The 20012-nt window shown below is 61.2% G+C and carries 21 protein-coding genes and 1 tRNA gene; 14 read left to right on the forward strand and 8 right to left on the reverse strand.

The features are described from left to right. The first annotated feature begins 39 nt into the window (after window positions 1-39). Complete coding sequence (locus EJ066_RS01200; RefSeq protein ID WP_126034441.1) at window positions 40-843, forward strand: alpha/beta fold hydrolase; 804 nt, start codon at window positions 40-42, stop codon at window positions 841-843. Between the two features lie 223 nt (window positions 844-1066). Further along, window positions 1067-1690 carry a hypothetical protein gene (locus EJ066_RS01205; RefSeq protein WP_126034442.1) on the forward strand — a complete coding sequence of 208 codons (624 nt, stop codon included), beginning with the start codon at window positions 1067-1069 and terminating at the stop codon, window positions 1688-1690. 111 nt (window positions 1691-1801) lie between these two features. Here the strand turns inward: EJ066_RS01205 and EJ066_RS01210 are convergent, their stop codons facing one another. After that, window positions 1802-2716 (reverse strand): metallophosphoesterase, encoded by a 915-nt coding sequence (locus tag EJ066_RS01210; protein ID WP_126043707.1) that lies wholly within the window; start codon window positions 2714-2716, stop codon window positions 1802-1804. A 53-nt stretch (window positions 2717-2769) separates the two neighbouring features. Between EJ066_RS01210 and EJ066_RS01215 the strand changes: the two genes are divergently transcribed. Then, window positions 2770-3270 carry an NUDIX domain-containing protein gene (locus EJ066_RS01215; protein ID WP_126034443.1) on the forward strand — a complete coding sequence of 167 codons (501 nt, stop codon included), beginning with the start codon at window positions 2770-2772 and terminating at the stop codon, window positions 3268-3270. Between the two features lies 1 nt (window position 3271). On the opposite strand, the gene EJ066_RS01220 is transcribed toward EJ066_RS01215, so the two are convergent. Beyond that, window positions 3272-4261 carry a glutathione S-transferase family protein gene (locus tag EJ066_RS01220; protein ID WP_126034444.1) on the reverse strand — a complete coding sequence of 330 codons (990 nt, stop codon included), beginning with the start codon at window positions 4259-4261 and terminating at the stop codon, window positions 3272-3274. Window positions 4262-4544: 283 nt separating this feature from the next. On the opposite strand from EJ066_RS01220, the gene EJ066_RS01225 reads away from it, so the two are divergent. The 6 genes from EJ066_RS01225 (at window position 4545) to EJ066_RS01250 (ending at window position 9454) form a co-directional block, all read left to right on the forward strand. Beyond that, entirely contained in the window at window positions 4545-5081 is a 537-nt protein-coding gene (locus EJ066_RS01225) for an N-acetyltransferase (protein WP_126034445.1), read from the forward strand. Between the two features lie 171 nt (window positions 5082-5252). Then, window positions 5253-6014, forward strand: coding sequence for a 3-hydroxyacyl-CoA dehydrogenase (locus tag EJ066_RS01230; protein ID WP_126034446.1), 762 nt, complete (start codon window positions 5253-5255; stop codon window positions 6012-6014). A gap of 6 nt (window positions 6015-6020) precedes the next feature. Further along, entirely contained in the window at window positions 6021-7196 is a 1176-nt protein-coding gene (locus tag EJ066_RS01235; RefSeq protein ID WP_126034447.1) for a CaiB/BaiF CoA-transferase family protein, read from the forward strand. Between the two features lie 35 nt (window positions 7197-7231). Next, window positions 7232-8038, forward strand: coding sequence for a HugZ family protein (locus tag EJ066_RS01240; protein ID WP_126034448.1), 807 nt, complete (start codon window positions 7232-7234; stop codon window positions 8036-8038). Between the two features lie 128 nt (window positions 8039-8166). Further along, on the forward strand, window positions 8167-8505 hold the full coding sequence (locus tag EJ066_RS01245) for a metalloregulator ArsR/SmtB family transcription factor (protein ID WP_126034449.1): 339 nt from the start codon (window positions 8167-8169) through the stop codon (window positions 8503-8505). Between the two features lie 145 nt (window positions 8506-8650). After that, entirely contained in the window at window positions 8651-9454 is an 804-nt protein-coding gene (locus tag EJ066_RS01250; protein WP_126034450.1) for an RNA methyltransferase, read from the forward strand. A 31-nt stretch (window positions 9455-9485) separates the two neighbouring features. Here the strand turns inward: EJ066_RS01250 and EJ066_RS01255 are convergent, their stop codons facing one another. Further along, window positions 9486-10652 carry a hypothetical protein gene (locus tag EJ066_RS01255; protein ID WP_126034451.1) on the reverse strand — a complete coding sequence of 389 codons (1167 nt, stop codon included), beginning with the start codon at window positions 10650-10652 and terminating at the stop codon, window positions 9486-9488. Window positions 10653-10776: 124 nt separating this feature from the next. After that, window positions 10777-11313 carry an EipA family protein gene (locus EJ066_RS01260; protein ID WP_126034452.1) on the reverse strand — a complete coding sequence of 179 codons (537 nt, stop codon included), beginning with the start codon at window positions 11311-11313 and terminating at the stop codon, window positions 10777-10779. A 440-nt stretch (window positions 11314-11753) separates the two neighbouring features. Between EJ066_RS01260 and EJ066_RS01265 the strand changes: the two genes are divergently transcribed. Beyond that, the gene (locus tag EJ066_RS01265) at window positions 11754-12383 is read left to right on the forward strand and encodes a histidine phosphotransferase family protein (RefSeq protein WP_126034453.1); all 630 of its coding nucleotides are present in this window, start codon (window positions 11754-11756) and stop codon (window positions 12381-12383) included. 247 nt (window positions 12384-12630) lie between these two features. Beyond that, window positions 12631-12999: a response regulator gene (locus EJ066_RS01270; RefSeq protein ID WP_126034454.1), complete on the forward strand. Its 369-nt coding sequence runs from the start codon at window positions 12631-12633 to the stop codon at window positions 12997-12999. Window positions 13000-13167: 168 nt separating this feature from the next. Here EJ066_RS01270 and ctrA read toward each other — a convergent pair whose 3' ends face one another. After that, entirely contained in the window at window positions 13168-13863 is a 696-nt protein-coding gene (gene ctrA / locus EJ066_RS01275; protein WP_006203583.1) for a cell cycle two-component system response regulator CtrA, read from the reverse strand. A 450-nt stretch (window positions 13864-14313) separates the two neighbouring features. Between ctrA and EJ066_RS01280 the strand changes: the two genes are divergently transcribed. Further along, a complete protein-coding gene (locus EJ066_RS01280; protein WP_029349790.1) occupies window positions 14314-14691 on the forward strand; it encodes a flagellar export protein FliJ in 378 nt (125 codons plus the stop codon). Between the two features lie 345 nt (window positions 14692-15036). Here EJ066_RS01280 and EJ066_RS01290 read toward each other — a convergent pair whose 3' ends face one another. Continuing rightward, the gene (locus EJ066_RS01290) at window positions 15037-15312 is read right to left on the reverse strand and encodes a DUF1153 domain-containing protein (protein WP_006203587.1); all 276 of its coding nucleotides are present in this window, start codon (window positions 15310-15312) and stop codon (window positions 15037-15039) included. A 257-nt stretch (window positions 15313-15569) separates the two neighbouring features. Between EJ066_RS01290 and mnmA the strand changes: the two genes are divergently transcribed. After that, window positions 15570-16760, forward strand: a complete 1191-nt coding sequence (mnmA, locus tag EJ066_RS01295) for a tRNA 2-thiouridine(34) synthase MnmA (protein ID WP_126034455.1) — start codon at window positions 15570-15572, stop codon at window positions 16758-16760. 54 nt (window positions 16761-16814) lie between these two features. On the opposite strand, the gene EJ066_RS01300 is transcribed toward mnmA, so the two are convergent. Next, complete coding sequence (locus EJ066_RS01300; RefSeq protein ID WP_126034456.1) at window positions 16815-17780, reverse strand: Gfo/Idh/MocA family oxidoreductase; 966 nt, start codon at window positions 17778-17780, stop codon at window positions 16815-16817. A 331-nt stretch (window positions 17781-18111) separates the two neighbouring features. Here EJ066_RS01300 and EJ066_RS01305 point away from each other — a divergent pair. Next, a tRNA-Met gene (locus tag EJ066_RS01305) sits at window positions 18112-18188 on the forward strand. On the opposite strand, the gene EJ066_RS01310 is transcribed toward EJ066_RS01305, so the two are convergent. Further along, window positions 18145-19773 (reverse strand): recombinase family protein, encoded by a 1629-nt coding sequence (locus tag EJ066_RS01310; RefSeq protein WP_126043708.1) that lies wholly within the window; start codon window positions 19771-19773, stop codon window positions 18145-18147. The two genes, EJ066_RS01305 and EJ066_RS01310, sit on opposite strands and share 44 nt — an antisense overlap. Between the last annotated feature and the right edge of the window lie 239 nt (window positions 19774-20012).

Genomic DNA, 20012 nt, shown 5'->3' on the forward strand with positions numbered 1-20012 from the left:
TAGCATCCTGCTTGTCTTGCAATAAAACCATAAATTTTCATGATTTCATCCCTTTACGCTGCCGAACGGGGCGCCGGCCCGAAGACGGTTGTCTTCCTGCATGGCTTCGGCGGTTGCCACGACGACTGGCACGAGGTGATTTCGACACTCGCGCTTGGTTCACGGACGCTGGCCTATGATCTTCCGGGCCATGGGCTGTCCCTCGATTTCCCGAGCGGCGGTCCGGCCAAGGCGGCTGCCCAGGCCGTTCTAGCAGACCTCGCCGCACGCGGAATCAGGAGGGTGCATCTCGTTGGCCACTCGATGGGCGGAGCGGCGGCGGTGCTGATGGCATTGGCCGAACCCGAAAGGATAGCGTCGCTGACGCTTCTGGCGCCGGGCGGCTTTGGAACTGAGATCAATGGGCCGCTGTTGCGCCGTTACGCCGCCGCTGCCAACAGAAGCGAGATTCATGCCTGCCTCGCCGCCATGTCCGGACCGCAAGGCCTGCCCTCGGAGCGCATCGTGGATGTTCTCGGTGAAATGCGTACGCGTCCCGGCCAGTTGCAGAAATTTGTCGAGATCGCAGCCGCCATGACCAGGAACGATCGGCAGGGCGTCATCCCGCGCGAACGGCTCGAAACGCTTGATATGCCGGTGATGGTGGTTTGGGGAGTAGATGACGCGGTGCTGCCTTTCACCCAGGCCGATGCTCTGCCGGCGCATTTCCACCTGCACCACGTCTTGGAGGCCGGCCATATGCTGGTCGAGGAAGCACCCGCCCTGATCGCCGAGATCGCGCGCCGCAATATAAAACGCCGCAGCAGGCCGCTTCGTCCAAAATCCGCTGCCGCGGCGAACTGATCCCTCCTGCCAAAGCATGATGGCGCGGCTTCGAGCCCCTCGATCTTGAACCGAGGGTGCGCGGCGGTGTTGGGATAACGGCATGCATAAGAACAAGAATTTAAAGCGCATCGCATCGCCCCCTTCAGACGCGACGCGCTTCAAAGGCCTATCGATCTCACAAGTGCATTTTGCCGACGGCTATGTTAATTCGTTGTTAACCAAACCCGCGAGGCAAACGCCGATGAAGGACGCAGGCCAGAATATCACTCAGATCGATCAGTCGCGAAAACTGTCCGACGCCATCCGCGATGTGAAGAACGGCTTCGCCGACCGCGACGACGTCGTGGTCGACATGCGCGAGGCGCATCGCATGCGGCTCGATTTGCTTGCCGCCGAACTCGCGCCCATCTTCTCTGACGTGCCCGCCGACATGGACAATTTCGACTTCGCCGTGTCGTCAGGGCTGCAGCCGCGCCTGTGGATCGACGCCGTCAGCCATGTCGCCATGGCGCGCGACCGCCGCACCTATCGCTTCCTCAAGGACACCCGCATCGGCCGCGTGGTGCTCGCAGAATCGACCGAGATGAAAGCGGTTGCCGATCAGGTGACGCGCTACGTCGCGGAGCGCGTCGTCGAACGCCAGAGAATGATGGAAGGCGGGGTCGAGCAGGCTGTCGCGGGACTGAAACGTACCGTGGTCCTGGAAGCCGAGCCGCCGCCGCGGTCCGTCCCGCGCGGCAAGGGTTGGTCGGCCTTCCTCTCCGGCCTGGGGGTGATCGCCGCCGGCGCCCTGGTCGGGCTGGCCGTATCGATCGTGTTGTTCTGGGACCGCCTCGTTGCGATGGGACTGAGCTTTAGACCATGACCCTGAACCGAAGGTCCGCGTGGCGAAAAGTGGAATCCGGTTTTCGCTGGATATCATGATCAAACAAGAAGACAGAGCCCCCATCTCGATTCGATCGGGATGGAACAGGCTCTAGGCCATAGCGTCCGCGCCAAGGTCCAGAACCTCCAGATCGGAAGGCGGGATGGCCGGTCCGGTCAGACCACGTCGCGTCAGCCTGATCCGCCAGTTATCCATTTCGCCATCGATGTCCAACAGATTATATTGCGCTGCCGGGTGTCTGCCGCCGGGCGCCTGCCCTGCGGCGGCGACGCCGACGACTGGAATTTTGGCGCCCCGACCGCCGATGAAAAACAGCGTCGGCTCGTGCGAATGGCCGTGCAGCACAAGCTCGGCCCCATGCCGGTGAACGACCTTGTGGAAGCGCGCAATGCCGAACAGCCGCTTGGGCTGCGAAACGGCGCCGCGCACTGGCGGATGGTGGATCATGACCACCCGGAACAGCCCGCGCTTGGCCGTGGCGTCGAGTACTTCGCGCAGTCTTTCCGCCTGATCTTCCAGAAAGAAGCCGTTGGCCATGAACGGAGCCGTGGCGCGCGCCGTCGTGACACCGATCAGCGCGACATTGCCGCGCACGCGCAGATAGGGGAAAGAATCGCGGTCGACCGGCGTGTTGACGCCGTCGCCGGTCATCCATGCCGCCCATGACCGGCAGGCCTTGTCGAAGGCGCCAGGCACATAGGCGTCGTGGTTTCCCGGAACGACCGACACATCATCGGGAGAACCCAGCGTCTCCAGCCAGTGCTTACCCATCTCGATCTCGCCATCGAGCGCCAGATTGACCAGATCGCCGGTGACGGCAAGGTGATCCGGTGCGCTCGCCTTCATATCGGCAACGATCGTGTCGATGACGGCATCGTGCATGTGGCGCCGGCGGTTGCGCTGCCAGTTGACGTAACCGACCACCCGCTTGGAGGCGAGATCGCGATAGGTTACACCGGGAAGCGGTCCCAGATGGATATCGGAAATATGCGCGAGCCTGAACATCCTCTCTTCATAAGCGACGCGCGCGCTGCTTTCCACCCACGGTTTCGTGGGTAATGACGCTTCCGGATCCGGAGCAAGCGTTACGCCAGACCGGCTGGCCGGGTCTCAGGGCAAGGCTGTTTCATCTGTACTTCGTGCTGAGGCGACCGATGACGCTCGGGGTGCGCGGCCTGGTCCACGACCGCGCCTCCAATTCCGTCTTCCTCATTCGCCACACCTATGTTCCGGGCTGGCAGCTTCCAGGCGGCGGCGTCGAGGTGGGCGAGACGCTGATCGAGGCGCTGGCGCGCGAACTCTTCGAGGAGGGCAACATTGCATTGACAGCGCCACCGGTGCTGAAATCGATGCATTTCAACCGTCGGGCCAGCGGCCGCGACCATGTCGGCTTCTATTTGGTCGAGCAATTCAATCAGGCGGCGCCGAAGCTGCCGGACCGCGAGATCGCCGCAGCCGGGTTCTTCCCGCTCGACCGCCTGCCGGCGGGGACGACGCCGGCCACATTGCGGCGGCTTGCTGAGATTTTTGGCGGCGCGGCGATATCGCCCTACTGGTAGATCACGCCGCCTTCCTGAATCGATTGCGATCATGCGGCGCGGCGTATTCCAGTTCCGGCCCGACCGGCACGATGCGCGTCGGGTTGATCGTTTGGTGGCTGCCGTAATAGTGCGCCTTGATGTGGTGCAGGCTCACCGTACCCGCGACGCCGGGCACCTGATAGAGATCGCGCAGATAGTTCGACAGGTTCGGATAGTCGGCGATGCGGCGCAGGTTGCACTTGAAATGGCCGACATAGACCGGATCGAAGCGGACCAGCGTGGTGAACAGCCGCCAATCGGCCTCGGTGATGCGGTCACCGACGAGGTAACGCTGGCGAGACAGGCGGTCCTCGAGTTGGTCGAGCGCTGAGAACAGTTCGCCAAACGCTTCCTCATAGGCCGCTTGGGTGGTGGCGAAGCCGGCGCGGTAGACGCCGTTGTTGATCGAGGGATAGACCAGCGCATTGACCGCGTCGATCTCGCCGCGCAGTGCTTTCGGATAGAAGTCGAGGCTGGCGTCGCCCCATTCGTCGAAGGCGGAATTGAGCATCCGGATGATCTCGGAGGATTCGTTGGAGACTATTGTTTGCTCTCGCCTGTCCCACAGAACCGGCACCGTCACGCGGCCGGAGTAGGCGCAATCGGCCTTGGTGTAGATCTGATGCAGGAAATCATGGCCGTAGAGCGTATCGCCGGTGGCGCCGTCCTCGGCCAGGAACGTCCAGCCGTTGGTGCCCATGAAATGATGGACGACCGAGACGGAAATCACGTCCTTGAGCTTCTTCAGTGCTCGAAAAATCAGCGTCCGGTGCGCCCAGGGACAGGCAAGCGAGACATAGAGATGGTAGCGGCCGGGCTCGGCCTTGAAGCCGCGCTTGCGGCCTTCGGCCGGCGTGCCGTCAACCGTGACCCGGTCGCGCCATTGCGATTGCGCCCGCACGAACCGGCCGCCGCTGTCCTTGGTGTTGTACCACCGATCCTGCCATTTACCGTCGACCAGCAATCCCATGCGATGTCCTTTCGTTTCCGTAGGGATTTAGGCGCAAGCCGACCATGCGGAAACCACCAGGCGTTGAACAGTTCGTCAATTGCCAGAGCAACAACGAAGCGCGGCAAGCGAAAACGGCCGATTGCGATGGCTGAAGATTGGTGCTAGCGGAAATCCGCATGTTCGACTTTGCTTTGATCCGGTTCGACCGACGACGAAAGGGCGCCCGCGCTTGATGAAGCGCTGACTGGCGAACGCTGCCGTTTGCAGCAAACCTTTCCTCGTATACCGGAACGCAAAGACCATGAGCCTTGCCGACGTGAAATACCTGCCGGAAACCCCGGCGCATGACCCCGAAATCGAAGCCATCAACGAAGAAGCCTTCGGGCCGGGCCGTTTCGTGCTGGCCGCCTACAAAATCCGTGAGGGCGGCCCGCATGAGCGCGCTCTGTCCTTCGTGGCCGTCGATGGCGATATCGTTGTCGCCTCGGTGCGCATGACGCGCATCGCGGCCGGCGCCGGCCGGGCGCTGATGCTCGGGCCGCTTGCCGTGCGGCCGGCCTTCAAGAATCTCGGCATCGGCCGCCGGCTGGTGGCGATCGCGCTGGAAGCCGCCGCCAAGGCCGGCATGTCAGCCGTGATGCTTGTCGGCGATGAGCCCTATTACGGCCCACTTGGCTTCAAGAGAATCCCGCGTGGGCAAATCTCCATGCCGCGCCCGGTCGATCTCGACCGGCTTTTGTCGCATGAGATCGTGCCGGGCGCGGTGGCAAGGCTGATAGGGGACGTTTGCCACGCCGATCAGGCAAGGGTTGCCGCGCACGTCGCCGCGATAGCATGACCGTCCGGATGCTGTTGCGTCGCTCTGTCGGGCTTCGTAGCATGCGCCCGACGTGCATGTCGCCCAAAAGTGCGCAGCGATTTTGGGACAACGACATGCATAAAACAAAGACTTAAAGCGCGTCGATTGATCCCGTTTCAACGCGACGCGCTTTAGATGGAGGACGCCGACATGAACCCGAACGGCCAGATTGCGATCGTCACCGGCGGGGGCTCCGGCCTCGGCGAGGCGACGGCGCGTGCGCTGGCCGTGAAGGGCGCCAGCGTCGCCATCCTCGATCTCGGCATCGAGCGCGCGGCGAAGGTTGCGGCCGATATTGGGGGCATCGCCATCCAATGCGACGTGAGCAGCGCCGACAGCGGTGCGGCTTGCGTTGCGGAAGTGGCAAAAACGCTCGGCGAACCCCGTATCCTGGTCAATTGCGCTGGCATCGCCATCGGCATGAAGACGATCGGCAAGGACGGTCCGCACCCGCTCGACCAGTACCGCAAGGTGATCGAGGTCAATCTGATCGGCACCTTCAACATGATCCGCCTCGTCGCCGACCGGGCCGCGAAGCTTGAGCCGCTGGAGGGCGGCGAGCGCGGCATCATCGTCAACACCGCATCGGTCGCCGCCTATGACGGCCAGATCGGCCAGGCGGCCTATTCGGCCTCCAAGGGCGGCGTCGTCGGCATGACGCTGCCGGTGGCGCGCGACCTTGCCCGGTCGGGCATTCGCGTCTGCACCATCGCGCCTGGCATCTTCAAGACGCCGATGATGGCCGGCATGCCGCAAGAGGTGCAGGATTCGCTGGGCGCCGCAGTGCCCTTCCCGTCCCGTCTTGGCGAGCCTTCCGAATATGCAGCGCTTGCGCTGCACATCATCGAAAACCAGATGCTCAACGGCGAGACCATCCGTCTCGATGGCGCCATCCGCATGGCGCCGAAGTAGCCGACCATGAGTGCCGAAGTCGCCCCGGCAGCGAAGACCGGCCCGCTCGCCGGTCTGAGGGTGATCGAAATGGCCGGGCTTGGACCGGTGCCCATGACCGGCCTGATGTTGTCGGAGATGGGAGCCGAGGTGCTGCGCATCGAGCGGCTTGGGTCAACCCAGCCGTTGTTGTCGCTGCCGGATGAGTACGACATCGACCGTCACGGCCGCTCCATCCTGCGGATTGACCTGAAGCGCAGGGAAGGCGTCGAGCTGGTGCTGCGCCTTGCCGAAAAGGCCGACATGCTGATCGAAGGGTTTCGTCCTGGGGTCATGGAGCGGCTTGGTCTCGGGCCGGACGCGGCATTGGCGCGCAACCCGACGCTGATCTACGGCCGCATGACGGGGTTCGGCCAGGACGGACCGCTGGCGGGTCGTGCCGGCCACGACATCACCTATCTCGCCTATTCCGGTGTACTGCACGCCATCGGCCAGGAAGCAAGCCGGCCAGTCCCACCGCTCAACCTCATCGCCGACTATGGCGGCGGCGCCATGATGCTGATTGCCGGCGCGCTGGCCGCCTTGTTTGAGCGCTCGCGCTCCGGCAAGGGCCAGGTGATCGACGCCGCGATGACCGAGGGTGCTTCGATGCTGGCGACACCTGTGCACGCCTTGATGGCAGCGGGCCTGTGGCGTGACAGGCGCGGCGCGAACCTGCTCGATTCCGGCGCGCCCTTCTACGACACCTATGAGACGGCGGACGCACGGCACATCGCCGTCGGCTGTCTTGAACCCCGGTTCTTCGCCGAATTCGCAGGACTGCTGCCGCTCGACGAACGTTTTGTACGCGGCCAATACGACAGGACGTTGTGGCCAGAGATGCGCGCCGCCATTGTCGATCGGGTCGGACAGAAGACACGGGACGACTGGGTCCGCCTCTTTACTGCGACCGATGCTTGCGTTGCACCGGTTCTGTCGCTGCGGGAAGCCGAGGATCATCCGCACAACCGCGCTCGCAACGCCTTTGTGACGTCGGGTGCGCTTGAGCGCCCCGCCCCGGCACCGCGCTTTTCGCGCTCCCGGCCGACGCTTGCCGCCATGCCGGCCGATCACGATCGTCAGGCGGCAACCGTGCTGGCACGCTTCGGCTTTTCGGAAAGCGAGACTGAGGCCCTTGTCAAATCCGGTGTGATTGATCGATAACTGGAGATAAGAGATCAACTTAACGAGGTGAGCGTTTGACTGAGCGGAAGAAGGACGTGATTCGCGAAACCGACGCCAAGGCGATCAGGCTGGCGAAGACTCTGATCCGCAGCGCCCGTTTCGGCGCGCTGGCAGTGATCGAGCCCGGGACCGGTTCGCCGCTGGCCAGCAGGGTTGGCGTCGCCACCGATATCGACGGCACGCCGCTGATCCTCGTATCGATGCTGTCCGCGCATACCGGCGCGATCCTTGCCGACCCGCGCTGTTCGCTGCTTGTCGGCGAGCCCGGCAAGGGCGACCCGCTGGCGCACCCGCGAATAACACTCGTCTGTCGAGCGGCGCAGCTCGAGCGCGGATCCGGCGAGCACGCCCGCGCCGAACGGCGTTATCTCAACCGCAATCCCAAGGCGAAGCTCTATGTTGGACTTGGCGACTTCTCGATCTTCCGCCTCGAGCCGGAGCGCGCCAGCCTCAACGGCGGCTTCGGCAAGGCCTATTTGCTCGAGCGCGCCGATCTGGTCACGACCGCACCGGTCGTCGAAGAGCTTGCCGCCGGCGAACAATCCGCCCTCGACCACATGAATGCCGACCATAGCGATGCAATTGCCGTCTATGCGCGCCATTTCGCCGGAGCCGCAGGTGACGGCTGGGTCATCACCGGCTTCGATGCCGATGGCATGGACCTGGCGTTGGGCGACGATGTCTGTCGGGTCTTCTTCCCCGAGCCGTTGGGGGCCGCGCGCGAGCTCAGGCATGTTTTGGTCGACATGGCAAGGACCGGCCGGGCGGTGGACCAAACACAGCCCGACAGTAAATCGCGTCGGATCGAAAGCAACCCTTGAGATTTGAGCCAAATGTTCTACCCTTTCCCGGTAGCGTTGAATCGCCAGCGCACATTCACAAGTGAGTCTATGGAGTCAGACGCTATTGCCCCCATAGCGTCGGATAAGCAGGAAGGTATGGGGGATCGATGGTCTCGACAAAACTAATCGCCAACGCCGAATCAGCAGCTACGTTTCTGACGCTGATGGGCAACGAGAAACGACTGTTGATCATGAACTATCTGGCAGATGGTGAAATGTCGGTCGGCGCTATCGCAGAGAAGGTTCTGCTCAGCCAATCCGCCCTGTCACAACATCTGGCCAAATTGCGGGCGCTCGATCTCGTCGAGACCCGACGCGACCGACAGATGATCTATTATTCCTGCAAATCCGAGGCCGTGCGCGAACTTCTCAACATGCTCGACGGGATTTTCGGTGAGGGTGAGTTGTCGCAGATGGCCTACCGCCTGCGCCGTGCCGGGGCTTGACCGATTGATGCATGTCATCCCCAAGGCATACTCTTGGGCGTGAACCCGGGGGGCGCGGCGCTTTTGGAACGACGACATGCATAAAGACAAGAACTGGCCCACGCGCCTCTTACCTCGCTGATGATTTTTCCTCGTTGAGGAACAGATGCGCCCCATTCATATCGACGACCCGCAAGACCCGCGCGTCGCCGCCTATCTCGACATCCGTGAGCGCGACCTTGCCGGCCGGCAAGGCCGCTTCGTTGCCGAAGGCAAGGTGGTGCTCGAAATGCTGCTCTCGGCCAAACGCTTTGCGGCCGAATCGGTGCTGGTACTCGAAAACCGGCTGGCCGGCCTCGATGGAACTCTGCGCAAGGCCCCCACGGACCTTCCGGTTTACGTGGCGGCCAGCGAGGTCATGGACAAGATCGCCGGCTTCCACATGCATCGCGGCATATTGGCGATCGGCCGCAAGGGCGCGGCGCAGCCCGCAGAGGCCTTGCTGGACACCTTGCCCGCCGGCGCGCTAGTCGTCGTTCTGGTCGGCATCGCCAACCATGACAATATGGGCTCCATTTTTCGCAACGCCGCCGCCTTCGGCGCCGATGCCGTGTTCCTGGATGCGACCTGCTGCAATCCGCTGTACCGCAAGGCGATCCGCGTCTCGGTCGGCGCCGCGCTGAAAGTTCCCTTCGCCTCCTTCACCGAGACCGTCGGTTTCACCGCGGCGCTCGACCGGCTGGGCTTCGGCCAGTTCGCTTTGTCGCCGCACGGGCAGACCGACATCCGCGATGCCAAAAGGACGGAACGGCTGGCGCTCTACCTCGGCACCGAAGGCGACGGCCTGCCCGAGAGGCTGCTCGCCCGCCTGCGGACGGTGCGAATCGGTATGGCTGAAGGTTTTGACAGTCTGAATGTCGCCGCCGCGTCGGCCATCGCATTGCATTATTTTTCCGCAAGCAGGACCTGAGCCGCGGGAGACAGCATCCAGTGCCTGGGTTTCAATGCGTCGATTCGGCCTTCTGCAGCGCCCGCACGCGATCGGCAAGGCTGCGTTCGCCATTTCCCGGTTGCTTGGGTGCCGCAAGCACCTTGGCGATCGGCGACTCAGGCCCCTCGAGCTTCGCCGTCAAGACGACGACTTGCGCCGCCAGTTCGCTCATCTGCTCGCGCAACGCTGCGGTGGCGCGGCGCGTATCGTTGCCGTCTTGGGATTTGGATGCCTCGAAGGCGGCAATATCCGTTTTCAGCCTCTTGTTCTCACGGGCCAGCGCCGTCAGCGTGGCCTCCAGCCGCTCCCGGTCGCTGTCGAGCTTGGCAATCGCTTTTTCGAGGTCGTCGCCCTGGACGGCCGCACTGGCCTGATTGCCTTGCGCTCCGACGTGACGCACCGCCGACGCGTTTTCCACGCTTTCGCTTTTCGACTTTTCGCGAAGCCGCGCGATTTCCTTTTCACGGCGGCCAAGCTTGTCCTCGCGATCGGCAAGCGTGGCGAGCAGGCGTTCGACCTTCTTGTCCAGGTCGCCGGTCCTTTTCTTCTCGACCTTCAAAGCGTCCCGCGCGGCCTTGCTCTCTGCTGCGATCTCCTGCTGACGCCTGTCCGCCGCCTTGCGCTGGCTGCGCAGCACTGAAATGTCGTCGGCCAGCTTCTGCAGTTCGGATTCGCGCGCCACAAGTTCGATCTGACGGCTGCTGGAAGAAAAGCTGGCGTCGTCATACATGTGCTCCAGCTTTTCCAGCTCGAGCGCACGCTTTTCCAGAGCGCGCTCGGCTTGAGCAAGCCGATCAGACAGAAGCTGCAGCTGGTCTTCGCGCTGGCGAAGTTCTTCGTCCTTGGCCTCGAGTTCGGAAAGGGCCCGTTTCTTGTCCTTCTGCTCGACCGCCAGCCCCTTCAGGGCCTCGCGGCAGTGGCTGATCTCGACAAGCTGTTCAGCCGATTTCTCGCGCAACGATTTGACGCTCATTTCGAGCCGGCGCGTCGACATGGCGAACTCGGCCCGGATGCGATCCTTATCCGCCTGGATCTCGGCCAGCGTCAGCGGCATCGAGCCCTCGACACGTTGGCGCGTCAGCATCACGGCCCGCCGCCAGATGGCCGGGGCAATCATCAGCGCCAGAAAGGCGGCGCAGAGAAAGCCGAGAACAAAGAACAGGACCGACTGAACCAAGGTGACTATCCGTTATGGACGGCAAACGACCGTTAGGACTGTGCCACGTTCGCATGACGGAATTCCAGCGCTGCGGCAAGGGTCTGCCGCAGCAATGTTTCGAGGTGACGAGGCACCCGCCTGCTCAGAACGGATTCCAGGTCGCTCGCTGGGTAAGCTTGAGATAGCCGAGATTGACGCCAAGCCGGGCGCCGACGCCGGTACGGATCGGCACCAGCAGCATATTGTTGTTCTTCATCACGTTGAAGCCGACGCCAGCCACGATATAGGCAGAGCCGGCAACGCCGCCGAAACGATTGTAGAGGCTGTTCACATCGTCGAGATTATAGACCAGCATCATCACCCGCGAGCCCTCGCCGCCAAAATCCCAGCCAAGTGACGGCCCCTGCCAGAACACTTTGTGGTCGCCGGCATTCTTGGTGTAGAGTGTGCCCTCGCCATAGGTCAGGCCACCGATCAGCGCACCCGAGCCTTCCTCGCCAAGCAAATAGCCATTGGGCAGGCCGTAGGAGGAGAATATCTTCTCGACTACGGTGGCGAGCCCGCCCGACGTCGCACCGAAGAATTTATGACCGGAATCGACGATCTCCTGAGCGGTGTATTCCTGGGCCTGCGAAGCCGAGGTTGAAAAGACGACAAGGCCCATGAGAGCGATCGCCATTGAGACGACACGGAGAAAACTCCGGTCTGTGATGACACGGAAAAAGGTCCGGTCTGTGATGACACGGAAAAAAGTCCGGTCGTAGTATCGGGAAAACATGCTTCCAATCTCCGTCAGGGAGCACTTTCGCCGACGCCTCGCATCCGTGCGGCTCTTGGCGGCCGTTAAGGATGACTGTTACGGGCAAACTATGCCGTAATCCTTTTTCAACCATTAAGCTTTCACATGAAGATGGCGGTTAGAAGGCTGGTTTCGCGTCGCCCGCGCAGTCCCGAACCTGCGTGAACACACATTTTCGATAACGACAATTCCGGATTTGTTGCTGCACGCTCAGGCGCTGTGTATTCAGTAGGCCGTGGGAGAGAGCGTGATTCGCATGGACAGGCGTGATCATCGATCGCCCGGCCATTTCTAGTGAAATTTTGCAGGGACTTTCGCCTATGGCTGAGCTTTTCACCCTTTCCGCACCCGATCTCGCAGCGCTTTTGTGCAGCCGGGTCTGCCACGACATCATTTCGCCGGTCGGTGCCATAAACAACGGGCTCGAGCTGCTCGATGAAGGCGGCGCCGACGAAGACGCCATGAAATTGATTCGCCAGAGCGCCAGGAACGCTTCGGCCCGCTTGCAATTCGCTCGCATCGCGTTCGGCGCAGCCGGTTCTGCCGGCATGATGATCGACACCGGGGACGCCGAGGCCGTTGCCATCGCCTTCCTAAAGAACGAGAAGCCGGAACTGGTCTGGAACGGAACCCGCGCGCTGTTGCCCAAGAATAAGGTCAAGCTGCTGCTCAACCTCATTCTCGTCGCCAACGCCGCCATTCCGCGTGGCGGCAAGCTTGCGGTCACACTTGAAAACCTGGACACCGAACCCCGGTTTGCGCTCGCCGCGAGCGGTCCGATGCTGCGCGTGCCACCCAAATTCCTGGAACTCCATTCCGGCCACAAGCCCGAGGAACCGATCGACGCGCATTCGGTGCAGCCCTACTACACGCTGCTTCTGGCGCGCGAGGCCAACATGACAATATCGATTCACGCGACCGCGGAAGAAATCGTGCTTTCCGCTGCCTGAAGTTTACCAAGCTAGTTGAAAAGAACAGAAAAGTACTTTTCTAGGCAATACTTAATAAGATACCACACTCGAATGCGATGAGCCTCCGCGCCTAGATCGGCCTGAAGCATCGATGAAGAAACCTACGTAAAAGCCGTTCTTTCAAAAATTTTACCGAATGGCTTTTCGGCTTCTTTACCGGATGGACCTATGGTGCCTTTCAGTACGGTAACACTGCCGGATTGCCGCATGGCAAAGGGGGCCGGAAATGAAACGCTGCATGTTCGTCGACGATTCGAGCGTCATCAGGAAGGTTGCAAGGCGCATCCTGGGTGGTTCTGACATGCTGGTCATCGAAGCAGCAAGCGGGCTTGACGCGGTCGAGATGTGCGCGGCCGACATGCCGGACATCATCATCGTCGACGGCGCCTTGCCGGACATTCAGGCGGTGGACGTCATCCGCCGCGTGCGCGCCATGGAAAGCCCGGTTCAGCCCCAGATCCTGATTTCGCTGGTTGAGGTCGACGTCGCTTCGATCATGCGGGCAAAGCGCGCCGGCGCTCAAGGCTATCTGCTGAAGCCGTTCAACCGGTCGCAACTTCTCGAGTGCTTCCGCAGCTTGAAAACAGCCGCCTGACCCGTCCGACCGTCAGCCGACCTTCGGTCCCGAAAGACAATGTGCAAATTGGAGCGTGCATTGTGCGTTTAAGTGGACGCACGTCGCTCCAATATCTGCAACATAAACGCAAAATCCGGCCGAAGCCGGATTTTTGTCGGAAAAACCGATCGGGTCGGCGTTGTCGGCTCAGGCGCTGACGCGGATATCTTCCGGCTCGCGCAGCACATAGCCGCGGCCCCAAACCGTCTCGATGTAATTCTGTCCGCCGGAAGCGGCGTCGAGCTTCTTGCGCAGCTTGCAGATGAAGACGTCGATGATCTTCAGTTCCGGTTCGTCCATGCCGCCGTAGAGGTGGTTGAGGAACATTTCCTTCGTGAGCGTGGTGCCCTTGCGCAGCGAGAGCAGCTCCAGCATCTGGTATTCCTTGCCGGTCAGATGCACGCGCTGGCCACCGACCTCGACGGTCTTGGCATCGAGATTGACCACCAGGTCGCCGGTGGTGATGACCGACTGGGCATGGCCCTTGGAACGCCGCACGATAGCGTGGATGCGGGCGACCAGTTCGTCCTTGTGGAACGGCTTGGTCATGTAATCGTCTGCGCCGAAGCCGAGGCCGCGTACCTTATCCTCGATGCCGGCCATGCCGGAGAGGATGAGGATCGGCGTCTTCACTTTGGAAAGACGAAGTGTTCTCAAGACCTCATATCCAGACATGTCAGGAAGATTGAGATCGAGAAGGATGATGTCGTAGTCGTAGAGCTTGCCTAAATCGACACCCTCTTCGCCAAGATCGGTCGTATAGACATTGAAACTTTCTGATTTCAGCATCAGCTCGATGCTTTGTGCGGTTGCACTGTCATCTTCTATCAGCAGAACACGCATTTCATTCCCCTTTTCTGCTGCCGGACCATTTCACGACCCGTCTAGGACCGGAGCAGTGATTGCCTGAGCAGAGGCTGCCATCGAATGGTTAACAAAACCTAATTCCGTGCCGCTGACGGTATCAGATTTTTTAACCCCTTTCTACACCTTGTTGAATCTAATGACGAATCACAGGACCAAACCGCTAATGCAAAACATTAATAAGCCAGACTAAGTGACTCTTCGGACTCGCTGGCCGTGCTTCCGCATCGAGAGCCGGAATTTTTACCCGGCCTTAAGTCCTGAGCCGTATGATTAACAATGCCCGTAAACGAATGGTTACCGCCGGCAAAAAACTTTAGGAGTTTGTTTCCCATAGTTCCGGTAAAGTCGGTGGAGACGGGTGAAGCCTGCGTTTGCCAGGTGGATTGGACGATATGTGCAGGTGTGCGTTTCCAGGAGTACCGAATCATGAAGTCACGTGAGAACCTCGTTCGGCTGAAGCAATTTCAGGTGAACGAGAAGCGGCGGCAATTGCTGCAACTCGACATGATGATCGCCGAGTTCGAGCGCATGGCTGTCGAACTAGAGCTTCAGATCACCGCCGAAGAAAAGAAAGCCGGCATCACCGACATCAACCATTTTGCCTATCCAACCTTCGCCAAGGCAGCGCGCCTGCGCCGCGACAACCTCAGAAACTCGCAAAGCGACCTTGCCCAGCAGCGAAGCGTTGCCGAATCACTGCTCGGCGAAGCCGAAGCGGAACTTTCCAAAGCGGAAATGCTCGAATCGCGCGACACCAAGATCCGCGACGCCGAGACCGGCGGCCGCAGCGCCATGATCGGCTGAAAACAAGGCTTTTAGGCCAATCGACGCCCCCGCGATCAGGGCGTTGCTCATCTGGAACGTCGCCGCCCTGATCGGGCGGGCACCAGTTTCAGGCTTGCGCTACCAAATTCCTGTCATTGTCCGCGACCGCCCGCGCCCAAGTATCCCTGATGTGAGGGCTGCTCGAAAAAGCTTGCCGTCCACGTGGCAGAGACCTTTCCATCCGAAGAAGCAGGCGCTGCCCATGCCTTTCTCGCCGCCAGGCCGATCGGTAAGGTGGTGCTGATGGTCTGAAGCAGAGAGAGCCGTTCCGGCAAAACAAAAAGGGCGCGGATGGTCGCGCCTTTTGACGTCCTCGAACCAGCCTTAATGCCGATATTGCTGGATGCGCGTCGTGCGCAGCCCGGCAAGGCCATATTCGTCGATCGACGCCTGCCAGGACAGGAATTCCTCGGTGGTCAGCTTGTAGCGCTGGCACGCCTCTTCGAGGCTCAAAAGGCCGCCGCGCACAGCCGCCACCACTTCCGCCTTGCGCCGGATAACCCAGCGGCGTGTGTTCGTCGGCGGCAGATCGGCAATCGTAAGGGGGCTGCCGTCAGGCCCAATAACATATTTGACTCGCGGTCTAACAAGATCGGTCATCGTACTCTCTACAAAAACTCAAAGACCCAATCCACACCACAATACCGCCACAGCTTTAAAATTTGCCTAAGCAGACCCTAATAGCTAGGTAAGGATCATGAACGCCGCGTTAGTCTTTTCGTCGGCATTTGAGATATCTGCCCGCAAGCGCTGAATCCGTTCAAAAAAATCGGCGAGCTCGCGAAGCTGGCGCACCTGGAAAGCTTGACCTATATTCCTGCCATTGGCATTCAAGTGCCGTGCAGAACGAAAGAACCATGAACAGCCTCGATCTTCCCGGACGTCCCGAAAACACCCGCGTCGTTGTCGCCATGTCGGGCGGCGTCGATTCGTCGGTCGTTGCCGGTCTTTTGAAGCGCGGGGGCTACGATGTCGTCGGCGTCACGCTGCAACTTTATGACCACGGCGCGGCAACGCACCGGGCCGGCTCGTGCTGCGCCGGCCAGGACATCGACGATGCCCGCCGCGTCTCCGAGACGCTCGGCATCCCGCACTATGTGCTCAATTACGAGGAGCGCTTCCGCAAGGCGGTGATCGACCCCTTCGCCGAGAGCTATGTGGCCGGCGAAACGCCGATCCCTTGCGTTTCCTGCAACCAGACCGTGAAGTTCGCCGACCTTCTGGCGACCGCCAAGGAGCTTGGCGCCGACGCGCTGGCCACCGGCCATTATATACGCTCCGGCGCCAACGGCGCCCATCGCGCCCTGTACCGGCCGGTCGACGCGGACCGCGACCAGAGCTATTTCCTGTTCGCCACCACACAGGCACAGATCGACTATCTGCGCTTTCCGCTCGGCGGCGTGTCGAAGCCGGAGGTTCGCACTATTGCCGAGGAGATGGGACTGACAGTCGCCGCCAAGCAGGACAGTCAGGACATCTGTTTCGTGCCGCAGGGCAAATATTCCGACATCATCGCCAAGCTGAAGCCGACTGCTGCCAATCCGGGCGACATCGTCCATATCGACGGCCGCGTGCTCGGCCGCCATGAAGGTATTTTGCGCTACACGATCGGTCAGCGCCGCGGCATCGGCGTCGCCTCGGGCGAGCCACTCTACGTCGTCCATCTCGACGCCGACCGGGCCCGCGTCGTCGTTGGCCCGCACGAGGCGCTGGAGACGCACAAGATTTATTTGCGCGACATGAACTGGCTGGGCGACGCTGCGCTGTCCGACATCCCGGCGGCCGGGCTGGAGCTTTTCGCCAAGGTCCGCTCGACACGCCCGCCACGCCCGGCCGTGCTGCATCACAGCGCCGGCATCACCTCGGTGGAGCTGGTCGACGGCGAGTCCGGCATCGCGCCGGGCCAGGCCTGCGTTCTCTATTCCGACGACGGCAACGAGGCCCGCGTGTTCGGCGGCGGTTTCATCGAGCGTTCCGAGCGTGGCGCCGAGGCCGAGGCGATGCTGACACGGCTGGCGACCCGGCCGGCGCAAGTTCCCGCCGAATGATCCCGATTCTATCGGGATGGATCAGGCTCCAACTAACACAGCGGCATTTTTCTCTCAGGAAGACGATCCTGTGTGGGTAACCGTGCCCGCGGTCAGGATGCGCAGCACCCTGATGGCTTCCTCGCCGCTGGTGCGCGGTTCTGCCCGCGTCTCGATGCATTGGATGAAATGTTCGAGCTCTCGCGTCAGCGGCATGCCCTCGCCCACCGCCACATAGGACGGCTCGTTGGTGGTGAAGGCCCATTGGCCGCTGTCTTGCCATACCGCGTGGCGGTAGACGGCGAGCTTGCGCTCCCACGGTTCGACATCGTCGAACACCGCCATCGCCTTGGTGCCGACCACGGTCAGCCGTCGTTCGCGGTAGGGATTGAGCCGCGACGCGAAGAGATGGCTGCGCAGACCGTTGGGAAAGCGCATGTGCAGATGCGCGAAATCGCTGAGATTGTCGAGGAGCGCTGCCCCCTCGCCGCGCACCTCGATCGGTTCCGTGCCGGTGATGGCGAGGATCATCGACAGATCGTGCGGCGCAAGATCCCACAGCGCGTCGTTCTCGGTGTGGAACTTGCCGAGCCCGAGCCGGTGCGAATGGATATAACGGACCTCGCCGAGCTCGCCATTATCGATCAGCGCCTTCAACGTCTCGAAGGCGGGATGAAAGCGCAGCACGTGGCCGACCATGAAGACGCGGCCATTGTCGGCCGCCGCCTTCACCGAACGTTCGGCATCCGCCACCGTTAGCGCAATCGGCTTTTCCACCAGCACGTCCTTGCCGCCCTGGACGGCTTGCACGGCCATGTCGGCGTGGAACTGCGGCGGCAGCGCCATGACGATGGCGTCGATGTCGTCGTGGACAAACAGCGCCTCCGGCTCGATCGCCAGGCAATCCTGTTCACTGGCGAACCCTTCGGCACGGGCACGGTTGACGTCCGAGACCGCGTGCAGCGCTCCTAGCGCCTTGAGGGTGCGGATGTGGTTGCTGCCCCAGTATCCGCAACCGAGGACTGCAATGCGCGGTTTCATCAATTCCAACTCTAGAATTTCGTGGCCGAGACATAGCGGCGCGCCCCGTCGAACTCAACCCCGGCATGTGCGCTCAAATGTCTGCCCGGCAAAGCTTTTCGGCGATCAGAACGACATGCGTCCACTTGGACGCACAAAGTGCGCGTCTCAAGACTTGAATCTCCGCATCGTGCTTTCCGAAAATCGATTCCGATGCGACGGAATATGCTTGGCATGCCGGCTGCATCGATGCTTGACAGGCTTGCCGTCCCAACCTTATATCCGCCCGACCTTGGCGAACGCTTCGATATGCCTTCCGATTTAAGGCGGATTTCGGGCCTTTCGCCGCCCTGGCGGGGTAGCTCAGTTGGTTAGAGCACGGGAATCATAATCCTGGGGTCGGGGGTTCAAGTCCCTCTCCCGCTACCACCATTCCCCCCACTCCTTTGACGCCGTGGGGGAAGGCACCCTCGCCCAAGAGTGCCGTTAGCCGCCCAGCGATTTCGACTTCGATCCCGCCGATCCTCGATGGATCTCGAAACACCGTGACGGTTTCGATCAAGTCCCGCATCGACTCTGCAGATTCGAAATCGCCAGTAGCGATGCCCTTGGCAAGCCCTGTCTGAAGCTGGTTCAGTTGTTCCTCATAGCGTGCCAGCACCGCAGGATGCAGCGCGATCACTCCGGTCGCGGTGGGCACCCGATCCAACTCTGCCAAAATGCACTTACGCTCTTCGTTTAGCGTTGTTGATTGCGGTCCCAGTACGGCTGGGTCGCCGTGGCCTTTGGCAATGGCGTTGACCAGCCGCTCGATCTCCCGAGACAATTCTTCAAGCCGTCGTTCCAAACGAGTGCGCCTGGCATCGGTGTCGGCTGCCAAGCGCTTCCGTTCTTCGTGGTACGTCTGGACGTACTGGGCAATCACTTCAGGATGGCGCAACTCGGCGGTAAGCCCGTTCAGAACTGCAGTTTCGACCGTATCCAAATAAAAGGTCTTAGGATCAGCGCATGTTCCGCTTTCGGTCGCGGCGGAACAGCGGATGCGAATGCGCTTGGACTTGTCCATGCCTTTTGACGACATTCCCGCACCACAGGCACCGCACCTCAGGAGCCCCGCCAACATATGCCGTGGTCGGCGCTGATGGCTTGGATGGGTGGTTGCGCGCGCCTTCTTCCGCGCTTGTGCTGCGTCGAACAGGTCGGACGAAACAATAGCAAGGCCGGGTACTTCGACTATTCGCCATTCACCCTTGGGATTCGGACGCGAGACACGTTTCCCCGTATCAGGATCCTTGATCATTCTGACCCTGTTCCAGATCAAGCGGCCAGCATAAAGCTCATTATGAAGCAGCCCCGTCCCTCTCTGCGCATTTCCATTGATAGTAGAGGCATTCCAGGCTCGACCACGAGGCGGCGGTATGCGGTCTCTATTTAGATTGTGCGCAATATCACGCGGGGTCTGTCCATCGACGTACTCCCTGAAGATACGACGCACGATCGCAGCTTCATGCTCTGCGATCAGGCGCTTCCCAGGGTCGCCTAAAACGTAAGAGTAGCCGTAGGTCAATCCACCGGCGTGGAGACCTCTGTTGATCCGGCCGGCTTGGCCGCGCCGAACTTTGTGAGCAATGTCCTCTCGATAAAGTTGCCCAACTAGACCACGAAGCCCGACCAGGACTGTGTTGACCACGCCCTCGTGGACGGCACGAATTTCGATACCAAGAAATGAAAGGCGCTTGTGGATGCCTGCGAGGTCTTCCATGTCGCGAGAGAGGCGATCTAGGGCCTCCACGACCAGCACATCAAATTCGTGCTCACGAGCTTTATCCATGAGGTGGAGCAAACCATCACGCCCCACGACCGAACCGCCGGAGCGAGCGCGATCGTCAAACGTCGCGACGACATCCAAACGCTCGCGCTCGGCATACGTTCGGCATAGCGCGAGTTGATCGTCTATCGATCGCTCATTCTGAAGATCGGTTGAGAAGCGTGCGTAGATCGCGGCTCGATTCATGATTGATTCTTTCGCCCAATTCACGCGCGTGATCTTCGCGGGCCGCTTGGCGCGCGAGTGCGCGTGCAAGGCGCAGAATCGCTCTGTCAGGCGCTCGGAGCAAGGCCCGTTTTTGGGATTTCACAACCATTGCGGGTAGCGCTCGCTACGGCCCGGCTGTACTCCTGCGAAAAATAGCAGTCCGCAGGATGCGTGGTCTCCTTCAATCCTGCCTGAATCATGATCTTGGTCCATGTCTC

The sequence above is a fragment of the Mesorhizobium sp. M9A.F.Ca.ET.002.03.1.2 genome (genome assembly GCF_003952365.1).
Classification (GTDB): Bacteria; Pseudomonadota; Alphaproteobacteria; order Rhizobiales; family Rhizobiaceae; genus Mesorhizobium.

Coding starts and splice junctions, on each gene's coding strand:
- EJ066_RS01245 (WP_126034449.1), top strand. CDS start 8,167: ATGGTCTCGACAAAACTAATCGCCAACGCCGAATCAGCAGCTACGTTT.
- EJ066_RS01225 (WP_126034445.1), top strand. CDS start 4,545: ATGAGCCTTGCCGACGTGAAATACCTGCCGGAAACCCCGGCGCATGAC.
- EJ066_RS01215 (WP_126034443.1), top strand. CDS start 2,770: ATGACGCTTCCGGATCCGGAGCAAGCGTTACGCCAGACCGGCTGGCCG.
- EJ066_RS01300 (WP_126034456.1), bottom strand. CDS start 17,780: ATGAAACCGCGCATTGCAGTCCTCGGTTGCGGATACTGGGGCAGCAAC.
- EJ066_RS01265 (WP_126034453.1), top strand. CDS start 11,754: ATGGCTGAGCTTTTCACCCTTTCCGCACCCGATCTCGCAGCGCTTTTG.
- EJ066_RS01280 (WP_029349790.1), top strand. CDS start 14,314: ATGAAGTCACGTGAGAACCTCGTTCGGCTGAAGCAATTTCAGGTGAAC.
- EJ066_RS01260 (WP_126034452.1), bottom strand. CDS start 11,313: ATGGCGATCGCTCTCATGGGCCTTGTCGTCTTTTCAACCTCGGCTTCG.
- EJ066_RS01290 (WP_006203587.1), bottom strand. CDS start 15,312: ATGACCGATCTTGTTAGACCGCGAGTCAAATATGTTATTGGGCCTGAC.
- EJ066_RS01270 (WP_126034454.1), top strand. CDS start 12,631: ATGAAACGCTGCATGTTCGTCGACGATTCGAGCGTCATCAGGAAGGTT.
- mnmA (WP_126034455.1), top strand. CDS start 15,570: ATGAACAGCCTCGATCTTCCCGGACGTCCCGAAAACACCCGCGTCGTT.
- EJ066_RS01250 (WP_126034450.1), top strand. CDS start 8,651: ATGCGCCCCATTCATATCGACGACCCGCAAGACCCGCGCGTCGCCGCC.
- ctrA (WP_006203583.1), bottom strand. CDS start 13,863: ATGCGTGTTCTGCTGATAGAAGATGACAGTGCAACCGCACAAAGCATC.
- EJ066_RS01200 (WP_126034441.1), top strand. CDS start 40: ATGATTTCATCCCTTTACGCTGCCGAACGGGGCGCCGGCCCGAAGACG.
- EJ066_RS01205 (WP_126034442.1), top strand. CDS start 1,067: ATGAAGGACGCAGGCCAGAATATCACTCAGATCGATCAGTCGCGAAAA.
- EJ066_RS01230 (WP_126034446.1), top strand. CDS start 5,253: ATGAACCCGAACGGCCAGATTGCGATCGTCACCGGCGGGGGCTCCGGC.
- EJ066_RS01210 (WP_126043707.1), bottom strand. CDS start 2,716: ATGTTCAGGCTCGCGCATATTTCCGATATCCATCTGGGACCGCTTCCC.
- EJ066_RS01310 (WP_126043708.1), bottom strand. CDS start 19,773: ATGAATCGAGCCGCGATCTACGCACGCTTCTCAACCGATCTTCAGAAT.
- EJ066_RS01235 (WP_126034447.1), top strand. CDS start 6,021: ATGAGTGCCGAAGTCGCCCCGGCAGCGAAGACCGGCCCGCTCGCCGGT.
- EJ066_RS01220 (WP_126034444.1), bottom strand. CDS start 4,261: ATGGGATTGCTGGTCGACGGTAAATGGCAGGATCGGTGGTACAACACC.